The sequence below is a fragment of the Vibrio genomosp. F10 str. ZF-129 genome (assembly GCF_000287055.2).
Lineage (GTDB): Bacteria > Pseudomonadota > Gammaproteobacteria > Enterobacterales > Vibrionaceae > Vibrio.
Genome location: NZ_AJYQ02000090.1, coordinates 1 through 17,663, shown reverse-complemented (window position 1 = coordinate 17,663; position 17,663 = coordinate 1). Strand labels below are relative to the sequence as shown.

Below are 17,663 nucleotides of genomic sequence, written 5' to 3'. Positions count from 1 at the left end.
AAGGGGGCCCTTTGTACGACATCGACTCATTCCTTAGTCGTAGATAGTTGGAATAGGAAGACGCTTATGTTGTGTCACCGTATAGATATGAACCAATCGATCAGACGCTTCTTTGCTCACTTCTTTACCTTCTAAGAAATCGTCAATTTGATCATAGGTTAGCCCGAGTGCGGCTTCGTCGGCTTTTTGTGGATCTAGCTCTTCAAGATCAGCCGTTGGAACCTTCTTAACTAATAGCTCTGGAGCACCTAAGGTGTTTGCTAACTCACGAACTTGGCGTTTGTTCAAACCAAACAGTGGTGCCAAATCACACGCGCCATCACCAAACTTAGTGTAAAAACCCGTGATGTTTTCTGCTGAGTGATCGGTGCCTAATACTAAGCCGCCAACATACCCAGCAATTTCGTATTGAGCGACCATGCGAGCACGAGCTTTGACGTTGCCTTTTACAAAATCAACTTTGGCTTGATCGGTGGGCAGCAACCCTATGCCATCAAGAGCGGTATGCGTGGCGCTGTGAATACCGTCCACCCCTTGCTTAATGTTAACGGAAACCGATTGTGTCGGTTTTATAAAAGACAACGCAAGTTGTGCTTCGTCTTCGTCTTTTTGCTCACCATAGGGCAATCTAACGGCGATGAACTGGTAGTCCTTGCTTGACGATTGTTCGTTAAGATCATTGATGGCGAGTTGAGCTAAGCGACCGCAGGTTGTTGAATCTACGCCACCGCTGATGCCAAGTACCAGTGACTTACAGCCAGATTGCTGTAGCTTGGTTTTTATAAAATCAACACGACGTGAAATCTCAAAGTGTGGGTCAATAGATGGGAGTACGCGCATTTCATCACGAATTATCTGTTCCATTAGTAGTCCTTTCCTGCAAGCAATAGTGTTCAAATCATCATTTAGTATTATCATACCTTAAACATTGAGTTAGAAAACTGAGAAAAGAGTTTTCATTTACGAACAGGAAAGAAAATGAGCAAAGTTGCAGTATTTGGTAGTGCGTTCAATCCGCCAAGCCTAGGGCATAAAAGTGTGATTGAATCACTTGTTCATTTTGATCGGGTCTTGCTGCTGCCGAGTATTTCTCATGCTTGGGGGAAAGATATGCTGAAGTATGATATTCGTTGCCAACTCGTTGATGCCTTCGTACAAGACTTATCCGTGAATAATGCGCAGCGAAGTACCATAGAAGAGGAACTCTTTCAGCCAGACTGTGCGGTGACGACCTTTGCTGTGCTTGATGCGTTACAAAAAAAACACCCTGATAGCGAGCTTACTTTCGTACTTGGACCCGATAATCTGTTCAATTTTTCAAAATTCTATAAGGCAGAGGAAATACTGCAACGTTGGAGTTTATTGACTTGTCCAGAAAGAGTGAAAGTGCGCAGCACTGATATCCGAGAGAAACTTGCCCATGGTTCCAGCATTGAAGGCTTAACCACACAAAAAGTCGCGTTTTTATTGAAAGAACTGTCAGTATATTAGATAATCCTGAACATAATGATGTATCTGGAAAGAGCGAATGAGACTCAAGGCAGTAATTTTATTATTGCTCGTCATTGCTCCTTTTGGAGTGAGTGCGTGTGATCTTTTTGAATCCTCTACGAATTACCGTGTTGATTCAGTTGTATTAAGTAACAGTTCTAGTGGTATTAATAACGGTGTTTGTTTTTCTGTCGATGACACACTCAATTATGCTCAAAAGCAGTGGATAGCATTAAGCGATACGTTTGACGATGAACCAACTGTCATTGGCTCATATTGGGATGACTGGGTCATGAATTCTGCAACTGATCCCTTTGTAACCCAGAATGTGTCGTCCAATTATTTTGGTCTTGGCGTATGGATGCCTACCGTACTGGAAGATCAGGCAAGCTCAATGAGCACGGAAGAGTGGCTAATGAGTCACGGTCTGCAATTGAGTGTCGGCTTTGGTGATAAGAAATCAGGTGAGCCTAGAATGCGTTTTGACTATCGCTGGCACGAGAAATACAGCGGCGATGTGATGATGCAGTTTGAAGTGCCGTTTTAGGAGACTCCAGAACTTGGGGTTGAGATAGAAAAGTGAAAAAGGGAAATGATCATCATCATTTCCCTTTTTTTATTCCTAAACTTACCCATAACGGCATCGCTGGTAGCTCATGAACCTAAACTGAGTGACATTCTACTTAGGTGTGTGAAAAGTACAGTGATGCATGAAGTAAATGTAGAGTCACGGCAAATTGGAGACAAAAAAAAGCCAACTGCAAAGTTGCAATTGGCCGATATATCTAGTGTGAACAAAAAGGTTCACTAACAACGTCAGTTGGCTAGGTGACCCTCGGCTTAAGAAGGGTCATTTAAAGTATTGCAGTATATGTGCCAAGTTTTAGAGTGTTTAATTGACTGCAATTGCGTCAGTTTTGATTGGTTTTTTAAACTCACTATACAAGATTTATGCAAAGTGGTTTGCAATTTGCGACAGATTTCAATATTGCAATTAACATATAAATCAGTATGCATTTATGAATGTTAGGGGTAAGAGGGGGTATTGCGCGAAGTGGAGTCCGTTGAGTCTAGCTAAATGAACGATCATGGCTTGAATGGCTAGGTTGATACCGAAACAGCAATAAATAGGTTAAATGGAATAACGTTATATAGTTTAGTGCGTATCTATAATGATATGATTTCTCGTCGATGATCAGAAGTGACAAGAAGGCCATTCAGAAAATGGAAAGAAAGCGGTTTAGCAGGCGGTCGGTGCAAGTTGTTAAGTGTACGTTAGTGCTTTTTTGGGCTGTTATCGGACTCCATTTAATGCCCGTTGCCTATGCAAAAGAGAATATTACCGTCTTTGCTGCTTCGTCGTTGACCAACGTATTGTCAGAAATAGCTCGTGACTATCAACAAGACCACAAGGTGAATATCCGTTTATCTTTTGCTTCCTCGTCGGCTCTTGCACGACAGATCGTTTACGGTGCGCCCGCGGATATTTATTTTCCCGCCAATCAAAAGTGGCTAGATTATGTGATTGAACAAAAAGCTGTGGATGCGAATAGTCGAGTTACCTTGCTGAATAACTCGTTGGTTCTTATTGCCTCAGAATCCAGCGATCTATTAGTTGAAAATCATGTGTCAGAATTCCAACCATCAAGCTTAGTCGACTCACTCCAAGGTGGGCGATTAGCAATAGGCGATCCTGACCATGTGCCTGTCGGCGAGTACGCAAGAGAAGCTTTGATGTATTACCAACAATGGGACACTATCAAATCACATGTGGCTCGGGCGAATAATGTTCGAGGTGCATTGGTCTTGGTTGAAAGAGGGGAAGCGCCTCTCGGGATAGTCTATCAAACCGATGCCATTATATCTTCTAAGGTTCGCTCTATCGCGACATTTTCCCCACAGAGCCATGATGCAATTGAATACCCAATGGTTATGGTCAGTGATGAGCCGTCAAAAACGAGTCAGGCTTTCTTTCAATACTTGCAAAGTGAAGACGCGAAAGCCGTTTACATTCGGCATGGTTTCGGAGTCATATAGCTGTGCTAACTGAATATGAAGCATCGGCGCTGCTGCTGAGCATCAAAGTTTCTACTGTTGCGGTATTGGTCAGCTTACCCTTCGGTATTCTTGCTGCATGGGTGTTAGCTCGTAAGGAATTTCGTGGCAAAGCACTGCTTGATGGGATGATTCATTTACCTCTCGTGCTTCCTCCGGTTGTGATTGGGTATTTACTGCTGGTTGCAATGGGTCGACAAGGCATCATTGGGCAATGGCTTTATCATGTTTTTGGCGTCAGCTTTTCCTTTAGTTGGCAAGGTGCGGCTTTGGCTTCAGCGGTCGTTTCATTCCCATTAATGGTGAGAGCGATTAGGCAATCCATAGAAGCGGTTGATACGCGTTTGGAGCAAGCAGCCCGAACATTGGGAAGCAGTCCATGGCGAGTCTTTATGACCATAACCTTACCGCTAACCTTACCTGGTATCATTTCAGGCGTGATCATTGCTTTTGCTCGAAGTTTGGGTGAGTTTGGTGCCACGATTACCTTTGTCTCCAACATTCCTGATGAGACGAGAACGATTCCCCTAGCAATGTATTCCTTTATCCAAACGCCGGGCGCGGAGTTTCAGGCCATGCGCTTATGCATCATTTCTATTGCCATTGCCTTTGCTGCTCTGATTGCGTCGGGTTGGCTCACTAAGAAAGCGCAACAGAAAGGGGCATCGACATGCTAACCATTCGAGTTCATAAGCAGTTAGGGGATCTTGTACTCGATGTACATGCCGACATTCCTCTGCAAGGAGTATGCGCTATTTTTGGTCGTTCAGGGGCAGGGAAAACCTCATTGGTTAATCTGTTAGGCGGCCTTTCTACGCCCGACCATGGTGAAATTCGATTAGGTGATGTGACACTTTTCTCCCGTAGCGAAACCTCCGTTAAGCAGAAATGTATCAATCTTCCTCCAGAGAAGCGAAACATTGGTTATGTATTTCAAGAGGCGAGATTATTTCCCCATTATACGGTGAAGGGGAATCTTAATTACGGTGTTAGCTCGCCGGATGACAATCACTTTCAAAAAATCATCACCCTACTTGGATTAGAGACGCTTTTAGACCGTTATCCCAGCTCTTTGTCTGGGGGAGAAAAGCAGCGAGTAGCGATTGGCCGAGCATTACTGACATCACCTTCCATGTTACTTATGGATGAGCCACTTGCCTCATTAGACCTTCCGCGTAAGCGTGAATTGATCCCGTATTTACAATCATTAACTAAGCAGTTGAATATTCCGATTGTGTATGTAAGCCATAGTCTTAGTGAAATATTGCAGCTCGCCGATCACATGTTGGTTCTTCATTCTGGAAAAGTGATGGTTCAAGGCCCGCTGGCACAGGTTTGGAATAGTGATGAAATGCGCCCTTGGATCCCAGCTCAAGAACTCAGTTCATTGCTGCACGCTAAAGTAACCTCTCGCCACGGCCAATATCCAATGACACGTTTAGATCTAAACGATGGCAATCACTTATGGGTCAATGGTTTACTCGATGAAGCACTGATCAATACGGTATTGAAAGTGAGAGTTGAAGCGAATCACGTTTCTCTGTGTACGTCCATTCCCAAAGATACCAGTATTCGAAATGTATTAAAGGGAATCGTCCGCGAACTGCATTCCAATGAAAATGGTGAACAAGTGCAGGTGAAAATTGCGTTTGGAGAGGATGAACTTTGGGCCAATGTGACGACTTGGGCATGTGATGATTTGAGGTTAGAAAAAGGAATGGGTATTTACGCGCAGATAAAAGGAGTGTCAATGGGGCCGACTGATATAGCGCACTCGCACTAGATTGGCGCACTCAGATTAGATTTTTCTTATGAGGAAACACCAAAGTTTCCTCCCCCACACAATTTTTAACGTCTGGTGTTCAGTCTTGCTTTTATCTGCTCCACGTTTGAAAATGGTAGGGCGCTTTTCTCTCTTCTCTCTTCTCTCTTCTGGTGCGCCTCTAAGTCGTGCTTTTTAGAGCGAGTAATTGTCTGGTAAATTCTGCAAACCCGTATCCACCGGGTCTATCGATCACGACAGAGGGTTTGGCAGAGAGCTTGTCCCAGTAGTGGTTGATATTCTGAACCCCTGCACTTTTAGGAAGAGTGGCAAACATCTGTTGATCATTGAGTGAATCTCCGACGTAGCAACAACGACTAAAAATCTCTTTTTCCGATAAGCCCTTATCTTTAAGAAATGCCATCGACGTCTGCTTTTTTGAATGTTGCCCATACCAGGCGTTGATATGAATAGAACTCGCGGTAGCGTGCGCCCCTAACGCATGAATTTTAGCGATAATATCGTCGGTAATACCACTGTCCAGCTTCGGTCGATTTTGACCGATATCGATAGACACTTCACAAAGGCGGTAGGATTGATCGAGTGTCAGACTCAGCTCAGGGTAGTCTTTTAATATCTCAAGTACCTGGCTTTTTAACCGAGTTTGCCTCTCCTTGAGTGTTTCAAGCCCATCATCTGCTTGCAAAGTGAGATAGCTTGATTGTTTTTCCATAATAAACGCGCCATTTTCACCTAACACCGCATCCACCGGCCAAAGCTGAGCAATATGATCACACCATCCTGCGCAAGCACCGGTCACCGCAATCACTGTAATGCCCGCTTGCTGTAAATCGTTAAGTGCTATCAGTGTTTCTGGCGGGAGTTTCCCCTGCCAGGTTAGTGTGTCGTCCACATCGGTTAACACCCAGTCAACGCAGGCCCAGTTAGCATTTAATTGGTTTGGAACTGATTTCATAAATGGGTCCTTAATACTTTGATAGTAAATTAGGCAAGAACATGACTAACCCTTCCGAATAGGTCAGGATCATCAATACTGCTAATAAGGCAAGCAGCAGAGGCGCCACCTCTCGTACAAAGTCGATGATTTTCACTTTTAATATGGAGCATACGGTGAACATCATCGAACCGAATGGTGGCGTTACCCCACCGATCATGATGTTAACGATGACGATAACGCCGAAGTGTACTGGATTCACACCTAAATTAAGCACAGCTGGAAGTAGGAGAGGGGTCAGTATAATCATTGCTGCCCCTCCTTCGATAAACATACCGACCACCAAGAGCAGTAAGTTGATGAGTAGAAGCAGAATCAGTTTGCTATCGGTCAATTGAATGAGTGCAGACGCCACGTTTTGCGGGATTTGTTCAAGCGTCATGTAATAGCCAAATACCATAGCGCCGATAATGATAAACATAACTGCGCTGGTGCCTTGAATCGTTTCCCTCAGGATCAGTTTGAAGTGATGCAGTTTAAGCTCTCGATAGATAAGCGCACCGATGAGAGTACAAAGTAAGACAGCGATGGCGCCCGCTTCGGTTGGGGTAAACAGGCCAAAACGCATGCCGAGAATAATGCCAAATGGAATAAGCAATGCAGGTATGGCTTTCGCAAAATAGTGAAACCGCTCTTTCGCTGAAGCCGGAACAGAACGCGATGGCTTATAGCCACGTTTTTTAGAAATAAAGGCAATAGTCATCATTAGAGCCAGTGCCATAAGCAAGGCCGGAACGTAACCGGCAATGAACATTGAATGCACAGACACATTAGCCAGTAAGGCAAAAATAATCAGGTTAATGCCTGGTGGAATGACAGGGCTGATACTGGAAGATGCCGCTGTGACCGCTGCCGTAAAGGGTAAGTCATAACCCCGTTTGGTCATTTCGGGTGCTAGGATCTTAGATTGCATTGCTGCGTCGGCATTGGCAGAGCCTGAAATCCCGCCCATTAAGGTACTAAGCAAAACGTTAACGTGTGCTAGCCCTCCTGTTTTATGACCAATCATAGAGTCAGCAAAGGAAAGCAGACTTCGACTGATGCCTGCGTAATTCATGATGGAGCCCACCATGATAAAAAACGGTATCGCCAGCAAAGGGAATGAGGATGCAGAGGAAATAAACCGTTGCATCACAAGGCTGACCGGAATAGAGGTATTGATAAAGAGAAAGTACCCCAAGGCTGACGCGATCAATGAGAAAGCAATGGGTACATTAAGTAGAAAGAGGATAAACAGAAGAATAATTGGCAGATAAATGTCCACTTTGATCACCTAATGAGTATTGGCTGACGAATCGTGAGTCGAATGCGTTAAATCGTCTTTGATAAATCTCAGGGTATGTATCGCCATAAGAGAAAAACAAAGGATCAGCACGCCATTAATAGGAAAATAAGAGATGCCCATTACAGGGGTGACTTTCGTGGAAAGCATGGTGTAGTCGAAACTGAGATACGCCATGATGACGTTGAGTATGAGTAAAAACACAGAGATGACTAAACGAAAAGGGCGTTTCATTTTAGTGGGCAATAAAGTCATGATGACATCAACACCCATATGAAGTTTATGTTTATAACATGAGCTGATACCGAAGTAGACGGCCCAGATAAAGCAGATCACCGAGAGCTCTTCACTCCAAGGAACAACAAAGCCGAAACCATAACGTAGAAATACATTAATGATGACCATTAAGACGGTTACTGAAATGGCCACAGAGGCTAAGATTTCTTCAAGGTTTGCTAAAAAACGCATGTTGACTCCAAAAAGCAAGCGCAGAGCCGAAGATGTACGCCCCTGCTATCAATACGCAGAGGCGTTAACGGGCTCCAAAGGAACACTTTCATCTAAAAATTAACTATCCCATTTAAAAGTAACTATTGCATCGCGCGGATTTTTTGCAGCTCAGCATTGATCGTGGCGTGTATGCCTTCGCTCCATGCCGGGAACTGGTTATAAACATCAGCCGTTAGCTTGCCAAACTCAGCGGTATCGACCTCGTTAAACGTCACGCCTAAATCTTCTAGTTTTTGCATGTATTCCGAATCAAGTTTCACCAACTCGCTGGTGTTAGAAACCGCACCGGCTTCTAGCTCTTCCATCACAATAGTCTGTTGCTCAGGCGTTAGTTTTTCCCAAACTTTTGGGGAGATGTACAAACCAACTGTGCCGAGGAAGTGTTTAGTGAAAGACATGTTTTTCGCCACTTCATACATCTTAGTTGAATACATGGTTAAGATAGAGCCTTCCAGCCCGTCAACGACGCCTTGCTGCACACCTGCATAGGTTTCAGGGAAGGGCAGAGAAGCCGGCGATGCACCCATTGAAGATAAGGTACTGATAAATAACTGGCTTCCAGGTACACGAATACGCATGCCTTTCATGTCAGCAGAGTTCTTAATTTCTTTGTTGGTGATCATGTGGCGGAAGCCAAACATGTAGTCGGCATTCAGAATCTTGATGCCTTTATCTTCTGCTTGTTGTGTGAGATCGGCAACGAAATCAGTCTTCATCATTGCGAGATATTCGTCATAAGAGTTGTATAGCATTGGGCCTGCTAGTGCTGCAAAATCTGGCACATAGTCACCAAGGTAGCTTAAATCTTCTACTGCAATCCAATCTGCGCCATTAACAACCTGCTCTAGGTTATCTTTATAAACGGGTAGCTGTCCGCCTGGGAACACTTTGATGTTCACACCGCCATCGGTACGGGTGCGGATTTTTTCCGTGACTTTAATCAGCTCTTTGGTCAGCAACTCATTTTGAGTAAAAACCAAGCTCATATTGATATTGACAGGATCTTGTGACGCGGCCATTGCCGATCCACTTCCTGTGACGCCGTATCCAAATAGCGTTGCAGCCGTCAATACCGTTCCCAGTAGTAGCTTTTTCATTATCTTAACCCTCTATTGTACGAAGTAAGGTGTCCATTTTATTGTCACACTCGATTAGGAGTGCCTGTGTATATCTTGAGCATTTATGTCATTGGAGAGCGTACAATATAATATCCACTGTTACGTTCATATGAACAAATTAATATTCACATGAATGTTGTGATCTTGTTAACGAAATGAAGTCAGTGAAGATTAAAGCGTTCTATTGCCTTGAAATTGGGAAAGGTAGGCGTAAGATGAGCCGGTCTGTTTTCATATGAATATTGAGGTTGAAAATGATAGTAGGTCATCGCGGAGCGGCGGCGCTCGCACCAGAAAATACACTGTCTGGAATCAACGTTGCTGCCGATGTCGGAATACAATGGGTAGAATTGGATACGCAGCTTACCGCAGACGGCGTGCCTGTTATATTTCATGATGAAGGGCTTGATCGCTGTACAAACGGTGTAGGAAATGTCGAAGACCATACACTTGAGCAGCTAAAAAAACTGGATGCCGGAAGTTGGTTCAGTAGCACGTTTGTCAATGAACGCATTCCAACATTGGAAGAAGCGTTGAAAACCTGCATTGAACGTAATATGAGTATGAATCTGGAAATTAAAATACACCACGAGAGACAAGTAGAACCTTTGGTCAAGAAAGTGGTTGATGTTATCCATTCAGTGAATTTTCCATTTCATAATCTGCTTATCTCCAGCTTTTCCAAATCCGCATTGAAAGAATGCCAACGACGTATTCCTGACGTCAGACGTGGTTACATTACCGAGGAAACCTCAACGGATTACCTTCAAGAGATACAAGCGCTGGACCTGTATAGTGTGCATGTCGATCAAAATATTCTTACCCAGTCGATGGCCCAGTCGATATTGAAATTGAATTATGAACTGAACATTTGGACACTGAATGATCTAAGTAAAGCGCAAGTATTTACCAATATGGGTGTGACCAATATCATTACCGACCACCCCGATGCCTTATAATCAGGAACAAAAGTTATGGAACTGACGGATCGCCAGCAACAAATACTGAGCTATTTGAAACAACACAGCGATGTGCAAATAGGCGCTCTTGCGTCGATGTTTGCAGTCACCACACAAACCATAAGAAGAGATGTCAATCTATTGTGTGAGCAAGGGCTAGCGAGACGTGTACATGGTGGGCTGAGCTTGCCGGCGATTTTAACCAATACCACCTATCAGTTTCGTCGAGAGGTCGAATCCGACATTAAACGGTCGATTGCCAAAGAAGTGGCACGCCAGATCCCGGAAGGGTCGACCATTATTATGGGTATTGGTACGTCGGTCACTTACGTCGCGGAATTTTTGATTGGTTTTCAGGCATTGAGGGTCGTGACCAACAATCTGCAAGTAGCAAGAATATTAGAGGCGAACCCTAATATCGAGGTTTACCTCACCGGCGGGCGGGTACGTTGTGAACATCAGGATCTCATCGGCCATAGTGTGCTGGCATTTTTTGATGACTTTGAAGCGGATATTGGAATTGTCGGGTGCGGCTCAATTACACCGAACCTTTCGGCGATGGAACACGAGTTGCCAGAAGCTGAAATCTCTAAAGCGATACTGTCCAATTGCCGACAGAACTGGTTATTGGCCGATGCAAGCAAGTGGGGGCGTTTTGCCTCGGTGAAAGTGGCGGGGTTGTCTTCATTCTCTCGAATCTACACCAATAAAGCTGGCTTACCTTCCGATCTGCCTATCTACTCCGTTGAATAGGCTAACCGTTTTCCTTTAATCTATGATTGCAGTGGTTCGCGGTTAAACGATAGTATAAGGGCTCTTTTATTGGTACAAATTTCACTATATTGGTACAAATTTCACTATGTCAGATGAAAAACTAGCGCTAGAGTGGATGCGTCAACAAGCTCGTAAAATTGACCCATACACGGAAGATCCATCATTTGATGATTGTGTTGAACTGATTGATCCTATTTTTAAAAAGGGCAAGAGCGTTGCGCAACTGAGGTTTTTACTAGGGGAAGCGGATCGTCGAGCTGGCGCAGCGGAGCGCAAACATGCAGCCTTAAAATACGCGAAAGAAAAAAGCCCTAATGCAGGTCAAATACTGCGTCTTCAAAGCAAACTTCAGCAAGTAGAGTTAGCGTTGAAATTGGCGACGGGCGACAACAACATGACGATATCGCAATTCTGCTCTGAGTATGAAGTCCGCAAGCGCGATGGCAGTGCAGCGTGGAATGAAATATTGGTTCAACAGGGTAAAAAGGTCCAGAAGAGTAAAAAATAAAGAACCACCAAGCTAAACCCGTTTCAGTTCCAATAAATTGATGGCTTCAATAATCTTGCCTTTGGACCCTTTCATTAACCTACCACGATAAGTGATATACCAATCGTTATCGCCACCATGGTCATTTTTTAGTTTGAATTCTTTATAATCGAAGGTGAGTTGATCGGAAAGTTGTGGCTTGTTTTTTTCAAAATACTCTGGAGCCACAATGACTTTATGATTGCACCATTGGTCGACAGACATCTTTAAGTATTCCAGTTTACCAACCAGAGATTTGTCACTAATGGTAGCGCTCCAGAAATCAGGGTGCGCAGGGTTCCGTTTAAGCAGATGGCCTCGATAGAATTCCGTTCTCATCATATTTTGTTTTTTAGACGAAGAATTTTTTATTCCAAACAACGTGCGCATTGCGGTTGCCATTCTGCTCATAATTCCTCCTTATTGGTGCCCAAATAGTGATCTTGGTTCAATATATCAGCCATAGAGTACTCTATGTTCTTTAAACTCATTTTTTGAGAATGACCACATACTAAAAGTACTAAACAAGGACAGTTCAAGAGAATTGTTCGAGGCAGATCTAAATACGACCCAAGCCACTCAAGTGAGTGGCTTGGGTGAACAGAGAATAGAAGAATATAGGATAGAGGACAGAGAACAGTAGGCTAAATGGTTTGCTGCCTATCACGCTTTAACCAACGGCTCCAAGGCAATGACAACAGTGTAAAAACAGTCACGGCGTACAGCATCGACCAACCAAGGCAAATGAAGACCAGTGTACATAAAATTAATGACACAAGAGCCAGCCCTTTTTTGACACCATTGAGTAATTTATAAGCAGCAAGCATCGCCAGCAGGTAGACCAGTACAAAAATACCGTTGGCGAGTTTCAAGAAGAATTCTAGGTTAAGCCCTGAGATTTCCCCTCCGATACAAGAAATGAGCAATATCGCGCCAACTACCAACGTCGCATTGGCCGGAACGCCTCTCAGTGAAACTCTTGCCATCGCCCCTTTAGGCTGATACTCGCGAGCTTGAGCCCAAACCATTCTCGATAAGCTTTGAGTGTATAAGTTCACACTGGCAAAGCAGGCGGAAAAGCCAAGCACACTGATTAAGAGCGAAAACTTTGCGCCAAATAACAAGTCACTGAGAAAAGGAATCGATGCGTGGTCAAATTCAGCACTGCCGTACGCGGAGTACTTTAAAATGACAACGGAACATGCCCAATAGGTCGCGCCAGCAATAAAACAGCCGACGAGAATCGCGATAGGAAAGTCTCTTTGCGGGTTTTTGAATTCCTCTCCCATATGGGCAAAGGCTTCAATGCCGACAAAGCACCAAAACATCACCCCAAGCGCTGCCGATACTGGCCACAATGACTCAACAGTAAGAGGTGGCATTGTCATGTCTGCACTGGTGATATCTCCTTTCCACAGAAAAGCGGCAATGAGCGTAAAAATGCTTAAAGCAATGATCGTTTGTAAGCGACCTGAGGACTTTGTGCCAAGTAAGTTAACCCATATTAATAAGCATACTGTGATGATTTGCGTTAACCATGCCGTGTTGAAAGGCGAGGGTAGGATCTGCTCTAGAAAGCCTGCTGCCAATGCGACGGCGGCAGGCACGCCAACTGGAATGACGCTGACAAATAGCCATGCGACACTGCGTTCCAGTTTTTTGCCAAATGCTTTACGTACGAAGAAAGCAGTACCACCGGCACTTGGGTATTTTTTCCCAAGCTCCGCAAAGGTCAAGGCTATCGGGCAAATTGCCACGAACAAGAGCAACCATGCCCATAAAGAGAGGTCTCCTGCGATACCAGCGGCAATGGCAGGTATCATAAATAAGCCCGTGCCCATCAAGGTGGTAGACAGTTGTCCGATGCCTGATATTAAGGTGATGTCTTTTTTTAATTGGCCCATCAATTCGCTCCATGAATATTTCTGACGCTTAGCTTACTCGTTCTTGTTGTGAAACACAGCTAGCAATTTGTCTTAGTTTGCCAACAAAATGACGGTTTACCCAAGAATGGCCGCCATTTTGCTAGATAAATGAATAAATAGATAAACAAGGGAATAAGTGAATAGATGGTACGGTGTTTCTTTCCCTCGTACTTCTATCTATCGTGCCACCGTACTCCGTAGGCTTCAGAGTAGTCTGGCTCTGTGAGTGAAGGATCCAAATCTTCGCAAGGCTCCAGTGGGCCAACAACCGTTCGATATGGAAGCACGCCAGCCCAAGCGGGAAAATCCAAATCGGCTAGGTCATCATTGACGCCAGAGTGACTGATCTTAACCGAAGCTTCAGTAAGAGGAATGACCAAAAGTTCAGTGGCGTCTAGTTCTTTCTGGTTTCCTAAGCGAACTTCATTGCATCGACCCGGTGCGATTTGCTCGATAAAGACATTCAGTAATCGGTCTTTCTCTGAGGTGCCTTCAATCGATGAGAACTGTCCCAAAACCACCGCTGACCGATAGTGAGCACTATGATGAAATGCCGACCTCGCAAGCACCCAACCATCAAACAGAGTAAACGTAAGGCATGTCTGCTTGGCTTTCTTGAGTTGTCTAATTAAACGGCTGTTTTTGGCACCATGGATATAGACGTTGTTTTCCACGCGCCATGCCAACATAGGGATGACAATAGGGCCCGTTTCATCCTCAATAGCAATATGAGCGATCAGACTTTCATCAATGATCTGGTGAAGGTTCTTAGGATCAAAGTTCGCTTTTTTTGCCCCTTTCTTAATGTGTGTTCTTTTGCTTTCAGATAGCATATTGATTCCTTTCTCATAACTGATGTTTGCAATATTAGCGATAACTGGTAGCTTAAATAGAGCCAGTTTTTAAATAATCATGGATCCAGTTATGCAGCCTATAGATGTTGGTGATTTAGCCTTTGACCGCCATTCTTCCTCACTTCAAAAGCAACTATTTTCAGCGATACGAAGCAAAATCTCAGAACATCTATGGGCTAAAGGAGGGAAACTGCCGTCAACACGAAAATTATCATTAGAGCTGGGTATCAGCAGAAATACCGTGATAGCCGTTTATGAGCAGTTAGTCGCCGAAGGGTATTTAGAATCTCGGGCTGGGTCGGGATTTTATGTGGCGATTGAATTGCCTGACTATACGTTTTCAGATTATACGTTTCCAGATCATGCGTTTCCTGAACATGTGAGCTCGACCAGTAAAAACGTGGCAACTCAAAAGAGCGAAGTCTCCTCGCAAGAGTTAAACCGTAGCTTCGCGCCTGGCGTCCCTGACTTAGCGCAATTTCCTTTGATTAAGTGGAATCGACTGCTGCAAAGACACGCAACCAGAGTGAGTTTACTTGGAAGCCAAGATATTCAGGGTGATCGTCGATTAAGAGAGGCATTGTGTGACTACCTTTCAAGCAGTCGCTCTGTGAGTTGTAGTGCCGATCAAATTGTCATTACAGCCGGTGCGCAGCAAGCCTTAACCATCGCTTTGATGGCGACACTCAAACCAAACGATCAGGTTTTGATGGAAAACCCAGGTTATGTTCAAATGCGAAAATCCATCGATTTATTGGGCCTACAGTTAGAGCCCGTTGAAGTGGTTCCAAAGGCGGGCATAGATCTAGACCATATCAAGGCGAGTACGGCTAAGTGCTTGTATGTCACACCCAGTAATCAATACCCAATGGGTACAAGCGTTCATTTAGAGCAAAGGATAGAGTTAGTGCGTTGGGCGAGAGAGAAAAGCGGTTGGATAATCGAAGATGATTACGACAGTGAATTTCAATTTGCTCATCGGCCCTACCCAAGCCTTCAAGGGTTATCAGCAGAAGTAGGGGCAAAGGAGCGTATCTTTTATATCGGATCCTTAAGCAAAGTGATGTTCAATGGCCTACGACTCGGGTATTTAATCGTCCCTCAAGCATTGCTTTCCCGGAGCTTAGAAATAAAAGACGCGTTAAGTGGAGATTCACCGTCGCATGTTCAAGCGGCACTCGCAGACTTTATTTTAGAAGGGGATTTGCTACGGCATATTAGGAAAATGCGGCGGCTATATAAGCATAAATACGAATTGATGATGGAAGCCATAGGTACTCATTTTGTAGGGCGTGTGGAGGTTATCAGTCAAGCGGCTGGGCTTCACATTACCTTTCGTTGGAAAGAAGGGTGTAGCGAGCTTGAACTATGCCAAAGGGCCAAAGAGAAAGGCATCACGATCCGCCCGTTGTCCATGTATGAGCATCAGCCCCACACAAAACGAGACTGGCAAGCTGTGGTGTTGGGTTTTGGTAATATTGAACTGGATGATATTGATCCCAAGATAGCAACGCTTGCACAGCTGCTTTAAACATGGTTAATTGACTGTTTACGGAAGAATTGAACGAATTGAATTGGCAATAGCGCAAACGAATCAATAAGGTACGTTCATAGAAGGGAAATCATGGACAAGTTTGATCAGATTATTGTTGATATCTTGAAATGCAATGCGCGCCGTTCGATCAGTGACATTGCAAGAGAAGCGAACCTATCACGTTCGGCGGTGACCGCGAGAATAAAAAAGCTCGAAAACGAACACGTTATTTTGGGCTACCATGCGCAGCTTGCTCCAGAAAATAAAAAAGAAACCATCTCCGCTTATTTGGCGCTCAAATTTGATATGACAAGTACCACACAGCACTGCGAGAGCTATGCGCAGAAAATTTATCATATTGATGGCGTGAAATGGTGCCATGCCATCAGTGGAGAAACCGATATGATGCTGTTTGTGCAGGTTGAAAGCATGACTAGGTTGACCGAGATCCGTGATGAGTTGCAATCTTACCCTGAGCTTCGACACTTGATTACGCACACTGTATTGACTGAATTTTTTAATACCACTCACTCGCATTCAGCGATCATCAACAAATAGGGCTCCCATGACATTTACCATTTGGTTATCACTTCTTACTATCTGCTTATTAGGGGCTATGTCACCGGGTCCTAGCCTAGCGATGGTTGCAAAACATAGCTTAGCGGGCGGACGAGCTAATGGTTTTGCAGCAGCATGGGCACACGCTTTTGGTATTGGTATTTATGCGTTCATTACGTTGATCGGTTTAGCGGTTGTTTTGCAGCAGTCGCCGTTGCTATTTAAAACGATCAGCTATGCTGGGGCAGCTTACCTGGTGTACTTAGGGATCAATGCATTGCGTTCAAAAGGGGGGGTCGCTGAGAAGTTAGAATCAGGAGAGGCGGTGAGTCTGTGGCAGTCGGCGAAAGAGGGCTTTCTTATTTCTCTGCTGAGCCCCAAAATTGCGCTGTTTTTTATCGCACTCTTTAGTCAATTTATAGCGATAGGCAGTGATGTCCTGAGTAAGAGTTTGATCATACTGACCCCGCTGGTGGTCGATGGTTTATGGTATACGCTCATCACCTTTATGCTTTCTAGCCCGCTACTACTTGAACGGATCAGAACTAAAGCTGTGCTCATTGACCGACTGTCTGGGATCGTATTAATTCTCCTTGCTCTTCGAGTGATCGTGACGGTTTAACGCGCCATTAATGAAAGTGATGGGGCAACTATGCCCCATATGCTTTTTAAACACGATAGTGCTCTATTTCGTTACGCAATACTTCTGCTAACTGGGCTAAATCTTGGGTCGCAGCGCTGCTTTGCTCCGTGCCAATCGCATTTTGGTTGGAAATCTCACTGATGCTACTGATGTTGGCGTTGATCTCTTCCGTAACTAAGCTCTGCTCTTCAGCTGCGGTCGCAATTTGAGCGTTCATAGCGGTGATTTGATCGACACTGGCTTTGATTTGAGTCAGTGCATCACCTGCCTCACGCGCTTTGTCGACGGTTGAAAGGGCATTATTGGCACCTGTTTCCAAACGCTGCGTTGAATCGCGGCTTCCTTGTTGAAGGAGCTGAATAGTTTGTAGAATCTCCTCAGTTGATTCTTGAGTTCGGCTGGCTAGTGTGCGCACTTCGTCTGCAACGACAGCAAAACCTCGCCCTTGTTCACCTGCTCGCGCTGCTTCAATGGCTGCATTGAGCGCTAATAGATTGGTTTGTTCTGAAATACCTTGGATGACATCGACAACACTGCCTATTTCTTCAGAATGCTTAGCCAGTTGGTGCATCGACTCCACCGATTCTTGCATCTCCTGTGATAAGCTTTCGATCATGGTGACGCTATCCATGACGACTTGCTGGCCGTTGGCCGCTG

20 protein-coding genes are annotated in these 17,663 nt (G+C 44.6%); 11 read left to right on the top strand and 9 right to left on the bottom strand.

Annotation, left to right across the window (positions count from 1 at the left end; translation table 11 throughout):
* Positions 1 to 33: 33 nt before the first annotated feature.
* The gene (nadE, locus tag A1QO_RS09730) at positions 34 to 864 is read right to left on the bottom strand and encodes an ammonia-dependent NAD(+) synthetase (RefSeq protein WP_017033219.1); all 831 of its coding nucleotides are present in this window, start codon (positions 862 to 864) and stop codon (positions 34 to 36) included.
* Between the two features lie 114 nt (positions 865 to 978).
* Between nadE and A1QO_RS09725 the strand changes: the two genes are divergently transcribed.
* From A1QO_RS09725 to modC, 5 genes are all read left to right on the top strand, one after another.
* On the top strand, positions 979 to 1,491 hold the full coding sequence (locus A1QO_RS09725) for a nicotinate-nicotinamide nucleotide adenylyltransferase (RefSeq protein WP_017040462.1): 513 nt from the start codon (positions 979 to 981) through the stop codon (positions 1,489 to 1,491).
* A 37-nt stretch (positions 1,492 to 1,528) separates the two neighbouring features.
* Entirely contained in the window at positions 1,529 to 2,038 is a 510-nt protein-coding gene (locus tag A1QO_RS09720; protein WP_017033221.1) for a hypothetical protein, read from the top strand.
* Between the two features lie 707 nt (positions 2,039 to 2,745).
* Positions 2,746 to 3,528 carry a molybdate ABC transporter substrate-binding protein gene (gene modA, locus A1QO_RS09710; RefSeq protein ID WP_017040464.1) on the top strand — a complete coding sequence of 261 codons (783 nt, stop codon included), beginning with the start codon at positions 2,746 to 2,748 and terminating at the stop codon, positions 3,526 to 3,528.
* Positions 3,529 to 3,530: 2 nt separating this feature from the next.
* Positions 3,531 to 4,223, top strand: a complete 693-nt coding sequence (modB, locus tag A1QO_RS09705) for a molybdate ABC transporter permease subunit (RefSeq protein ID WP_017033224.1) — start codon at positions 3,531 to 3,533, stop codon at positions 4,221 to 4,223.
* The gene (gene modC, locus A1QO_RS09700) at positions 4,217 to 5,329 is read left to right on the top strand and encodes a molybdenum ABC transporter ATP-binding protein ModC (protein WP_017040465.1); all 1,113 of its coding nucleotides are present in this window, start codon (positions 4,217 to 4,219) and stop codon (positions 5,327 to 5,329) included. The genes modB and modC overlap by 7 nt, the downstream gene beginning before the upstream one ends.
* A 160-nt stretch (positions 5,330 to 5,489) precedes the next feature.
* Here modC and A1QO_RS09695 read toward each other — a convergent pair whose 3' ends face one another.
* The 4 genes from A1QO_RS09695 to A1QO_RS09680 all read right to left on the bottom strand — a co-directional run bounded on the left by A1QO_RS09695 (position 5,490) and on the right by A1QO_RS09680 (position 9,212).
* Positions 5,490 to 6,284 carry an HAD-IIB family hydrolase gene (locus tag A1QO_RS09695; RefSeq protein WP_017040466.1) on the bottom strand — a complete coding sequence of 265 codons (795 nt, stop codon included), beginning with the start codon at positions 6,282 to 6,284 and terminating at the stop codon, positions 5,490 to 5,492.
* Positions 6,285 to 6,294: 10 nt separating this feature from the next.
* Positions 6,295 to 7,587, bottom strand: a complete 1,293-nt coding sequence (locus A1QO_RS09690) for a TRAP transporter large permease (RefSeq protein WP_026026515.1) — start codon at positions 7,585 to 7,587, stop codon at positions 6,295 to 6,297.
* A 9-nt stretch (positions 7,588 to 7,596) separates the two neighbouring features.
* The gene (locus tag A1QO_RS09685; RefSeq protein WP_017040467.1) at positions 7,597 to 8,073 is read right to left on the bottom strand and encodes a TRAP transporter small permease; all 477 of its coding nucleotides are present in this window, start codon (positions 8,071 to 8,073) and stop codon (positions 7,597 to 7,599) included.
* Between the two features lie 122 nt (positions 8,074 to 8,195).
* Positions 8,196 to 9,212, bottom strand: coding sequence for a C4-dicarboxylate TRAP transporter substrate-binding protein (locus A1QO_RS09680; protein WP_017033230.1), 1,017 nt, complete (start codon positions 9,210 to 9,212; stop codon positions 8,196 to 8,198).
* A 275-nt stretch (positions 9,213 to 9,487) separates the two neighbouring features.
* Between A1QO_RS09680 and A1QO_RS09675 the strand changes: the two genes are divergently transcribed.
* The 3 genes from A1QO_RS09675 to A1QO_RS09665 all read left to right on the top strand — a co-directional run bounded on the left by A1QO_RS09675 (position 9,488) and on the right by A1QO_RS09665 (position 11,474).
* Positions 9,488 to 10,192 (top strand): glycerophosphodiester phosphodiesterase family protein, encoded by a 705-nt coding sequence (locus A1QO_RS09675; protein WP_017033231.1) that lies wholly within the window; start codon positions 9,488 to 9,490, stop codon positions 10,190 to 10,192.
* A gap of 15 nt (positions 10,193 to 10,207) precedes the next feature.
* Complete coding sequence (locus tag A1QO_RS09670; RefSeq protein WP_017033232.1) at positions 10,208 to 10,945, top strand: DeoR/GlpR family DNA-binding transcription regulator; 738 nt, start codon at positions 10,208 to 10,210, stop codon at positions 10,943 to 10,945.
* 106 nt (positions 10,946 to 11,051) lie between these two features.
* Entirely contained in the window at positions 11,052 to 11,474 is a 423-nt protein-coding gene (locus A1QO_RS09665) for a hypothetical protein (protein ID WP_017033233.1), read from the top strand.
* A gap of 12 nt (positions 11,475 to 11,486) precedes the next feature.
* Here A1QO_RS09665 and A1QO_RS09660 read toward each other — a convergent pair whose 3' ends face one another.
* From A1QO_RS09660 to A1QO_RS09650, 3 genes are all read right to left on the bottom strand, one after another.
* Positions 11,487 to 11,903: a DUF3319 domain-containing protein gene (locus tag A1QO_RS09660; RefSeq protein WP_017033234.1), complete on the bottom strand. Its 417-nt coding sequence runs from the start codon at positions 11,901 to 11,903 to the stop codon at positions 11,487 to 11,489.
* Positions 11,904 to 12,136: 233 nt separating this feature from the next.
* Positions 12,137 to 13,396 (bottom strand): L-methionine/branched-chain amino acid transporter, encoded by a 1,260-nt coding sequence (gene yjeH / locus A1QO_RS09655; RefSeq protein ID WP_017033235.1) that lies wholly within the window; start codon positions 13,394 to 13,396, stop codon positions 12,137 to 12,139.
* Between the two features lie 194 nt (positions 13,397 to 13,590).
* Positions 13,591 to 14,250, bottom strand: a complete 660-nt coding sequence (locus A1QO_RS09650; RefSeq protein ID WP_017033236.1) for a pyridoxamine 5'-phosphate oxidase family protein — start codon at positions 14,248 to 14,250, stop codon at positions 13,591 to 13,593.
* A gap of 91 nt (positions 14,251 to 14,341) precedes the next feature.
* Here A1QO_RS09650 and A1QO_RS09645 point away from each other — a divergent pair, with 91 nt between their 5' ends.
* From A1QO_RS09645 to A1QO_RS09635, 3 genes are all read left to right on the top strand, one after another.
* Positions 14,342 to 15,802 (top strand): PLP-dependent aminotransferase family protein, encoded by a 1,461-nt coding sequence (locus A1QO_RS09645; protein ID WP_017040468.1) that lies wholly within the window; start codon positions 14,342 to 14,344, stop codon positions 15,800 to 15,802.
* A 93-nt stretch (positions 15,803 to 15,895) separates the two neighbouring features.
* A complete protein-coding gene (locus tag A1QO_RS09640; RefSeq protein ID WP_017040469.1) occupies positions 15,896 to 16,363 on the top strand; it encodes an Lrp/AsnC family transcriptional regulator in 468 nt (155 codons plus the stop codon).
* Positions 16,364 to 16,370: 7 nt separating this feature from the next.
* Entirely contained in the window at positions 16,371 to 16,985 is a 615-nt protein-coding gene (locus tag A1QO_RS09635) for a LysE family translocator (RefSeq protein WP_017033239.1), read from the top strand.
* A gap of 46 nt (positions 16,986 to 17,031) precedes the next feature.
* Here A1QO_RS09635 and A1QO_RS09630 read toward each other — a convergent pair.
* Positions 17,032 to 17,663, bottom strand: a 632-nt coding sequence (locus A1QO_RS09630) for a methyl-accepting chemotaxis protein (RefSeq protein ID WP_017041630.1), incomplete at its 5' end; no start/stop codon positions are given.

What these genes read in the sequence shown, in the direction of transcription:
- nadE (WP_017033219.1), bottom strand. Translation starts at nt 864, where the DNA reads ATGGAACAGATAATTCGTGATGAAATGCGCGTACTCCCATCTATTGAC.
- A1QO_RS09725 (WP_017040462.1), top strand. Translation starts at nt 979, where the DNA reads ATGAGCAAAGTTGCAGTATTTGGTAGTGCGTTCAATCCGCCAAGCCTA.
- A1QO_RS09720 (WP_017033221.1), top strand. Translation starts at nt 1,529, where the DNA reads ATGAGACTCAAGGCAGTAATTTTATTATTGCTCGTCATTGCTCCTTTT.
- modC (WP_017040465.1), top strand. Translation starts at nt 4,217, where the DNA reads ATGCTAACCATTCGAGTTCATAAGCAGTTAGGGGATCTTGTACTCGAT.
- A1QO_RS09695 (WP_017040466.1), bottom strand. Translation starts at nt 6,284, where the DNA reads ATGAAATCAGTTCCAAACCAATTAAATGCTAACTGGGCCTGCGTTGAC.
- A1QO_RS09685 (WP_017040467.1), bottom strand. Translation starts at nt 8,073, where the DNA reads ATGCGTTTTTTAGCAAACCTTGAAGAAATCTTAGCCTCTGTGGCCATT.
- A1QO_RS09680 (WP_017033230.1), bottom strand. Translation starts at nt 9,212, where the DNA reads ATGAAAAAGCTACTACTGGGAACGGTATTGACGGCTGCAACGCTATTT.
- A1QO_RS09675 (WP_017033231.1), top strand. Translation starts at nt 9,488, where the DNA reads ATGATAGTAGGTCATCGCGGAGCGGCGGCGCTCGCACCAGAAAATACA.
- A1QO_RS09670 (WP_017033232.1), top strand. Translation starts at nt 10,208, where the DNA reads ATGGAACTGACGGATCGCCAGCAACAAATACTGAGCTATTTGAAACAA.
- A1QO_RS09665 (WP_017033233.1), top strand. Translation starts at nt 11,052, where the DNA reads ATGTCAGATGAAAAACTAGCGCTAGAGTGGATGCGTCAACAAGCTCGT.
- A1QO_RS09660 (WP_017033234.1), bottom strand. Translation starts at nt 11,903, where the DNA reads ATGAGCAGAATGGCAACCGCAATGCGCACGTTGTTTGGAATAAAAAAT.
- yjeH (WP_017033235.1), bottom strand. Translation starts at nt 13,396, where the DNA reads ATGGGCCAATTAAAAAAAGACATCACCTTAATATCAGGCATCGGACAA.
- A1QO_RS09650 (WP_017033236.1), bottom strand. Translation starts at nt 14,250, where the DNA reads ATGCTATCTGAAAGCAAAAGAACACACATTAAGAAAGGGGCAAAAAAA.
- A1QO_RS09645 (WP_017040468.1), top strand. Translation starts at nt 14,342, where the DNA reads ATGCAGCCTATAGATGTTGGTGATTTAGCCTTTGACCGCCATTCTTCC.
- A1QO_RS09640 (WP_017040469.1), top strand. Translation starts at nt 15,896, where the DNA reads ATGGACAAGTTTGATCAGATTATTGTTGATATCTTGAAATGCAATGCG.
- A1QO_RS09635 (WP_017033239.1), top strand. Translation starts at nt 16,371, where the DNA reads ATGACATTTACCATTTGGTTATCACTTCTTACTATCTGCTTATTAGGG.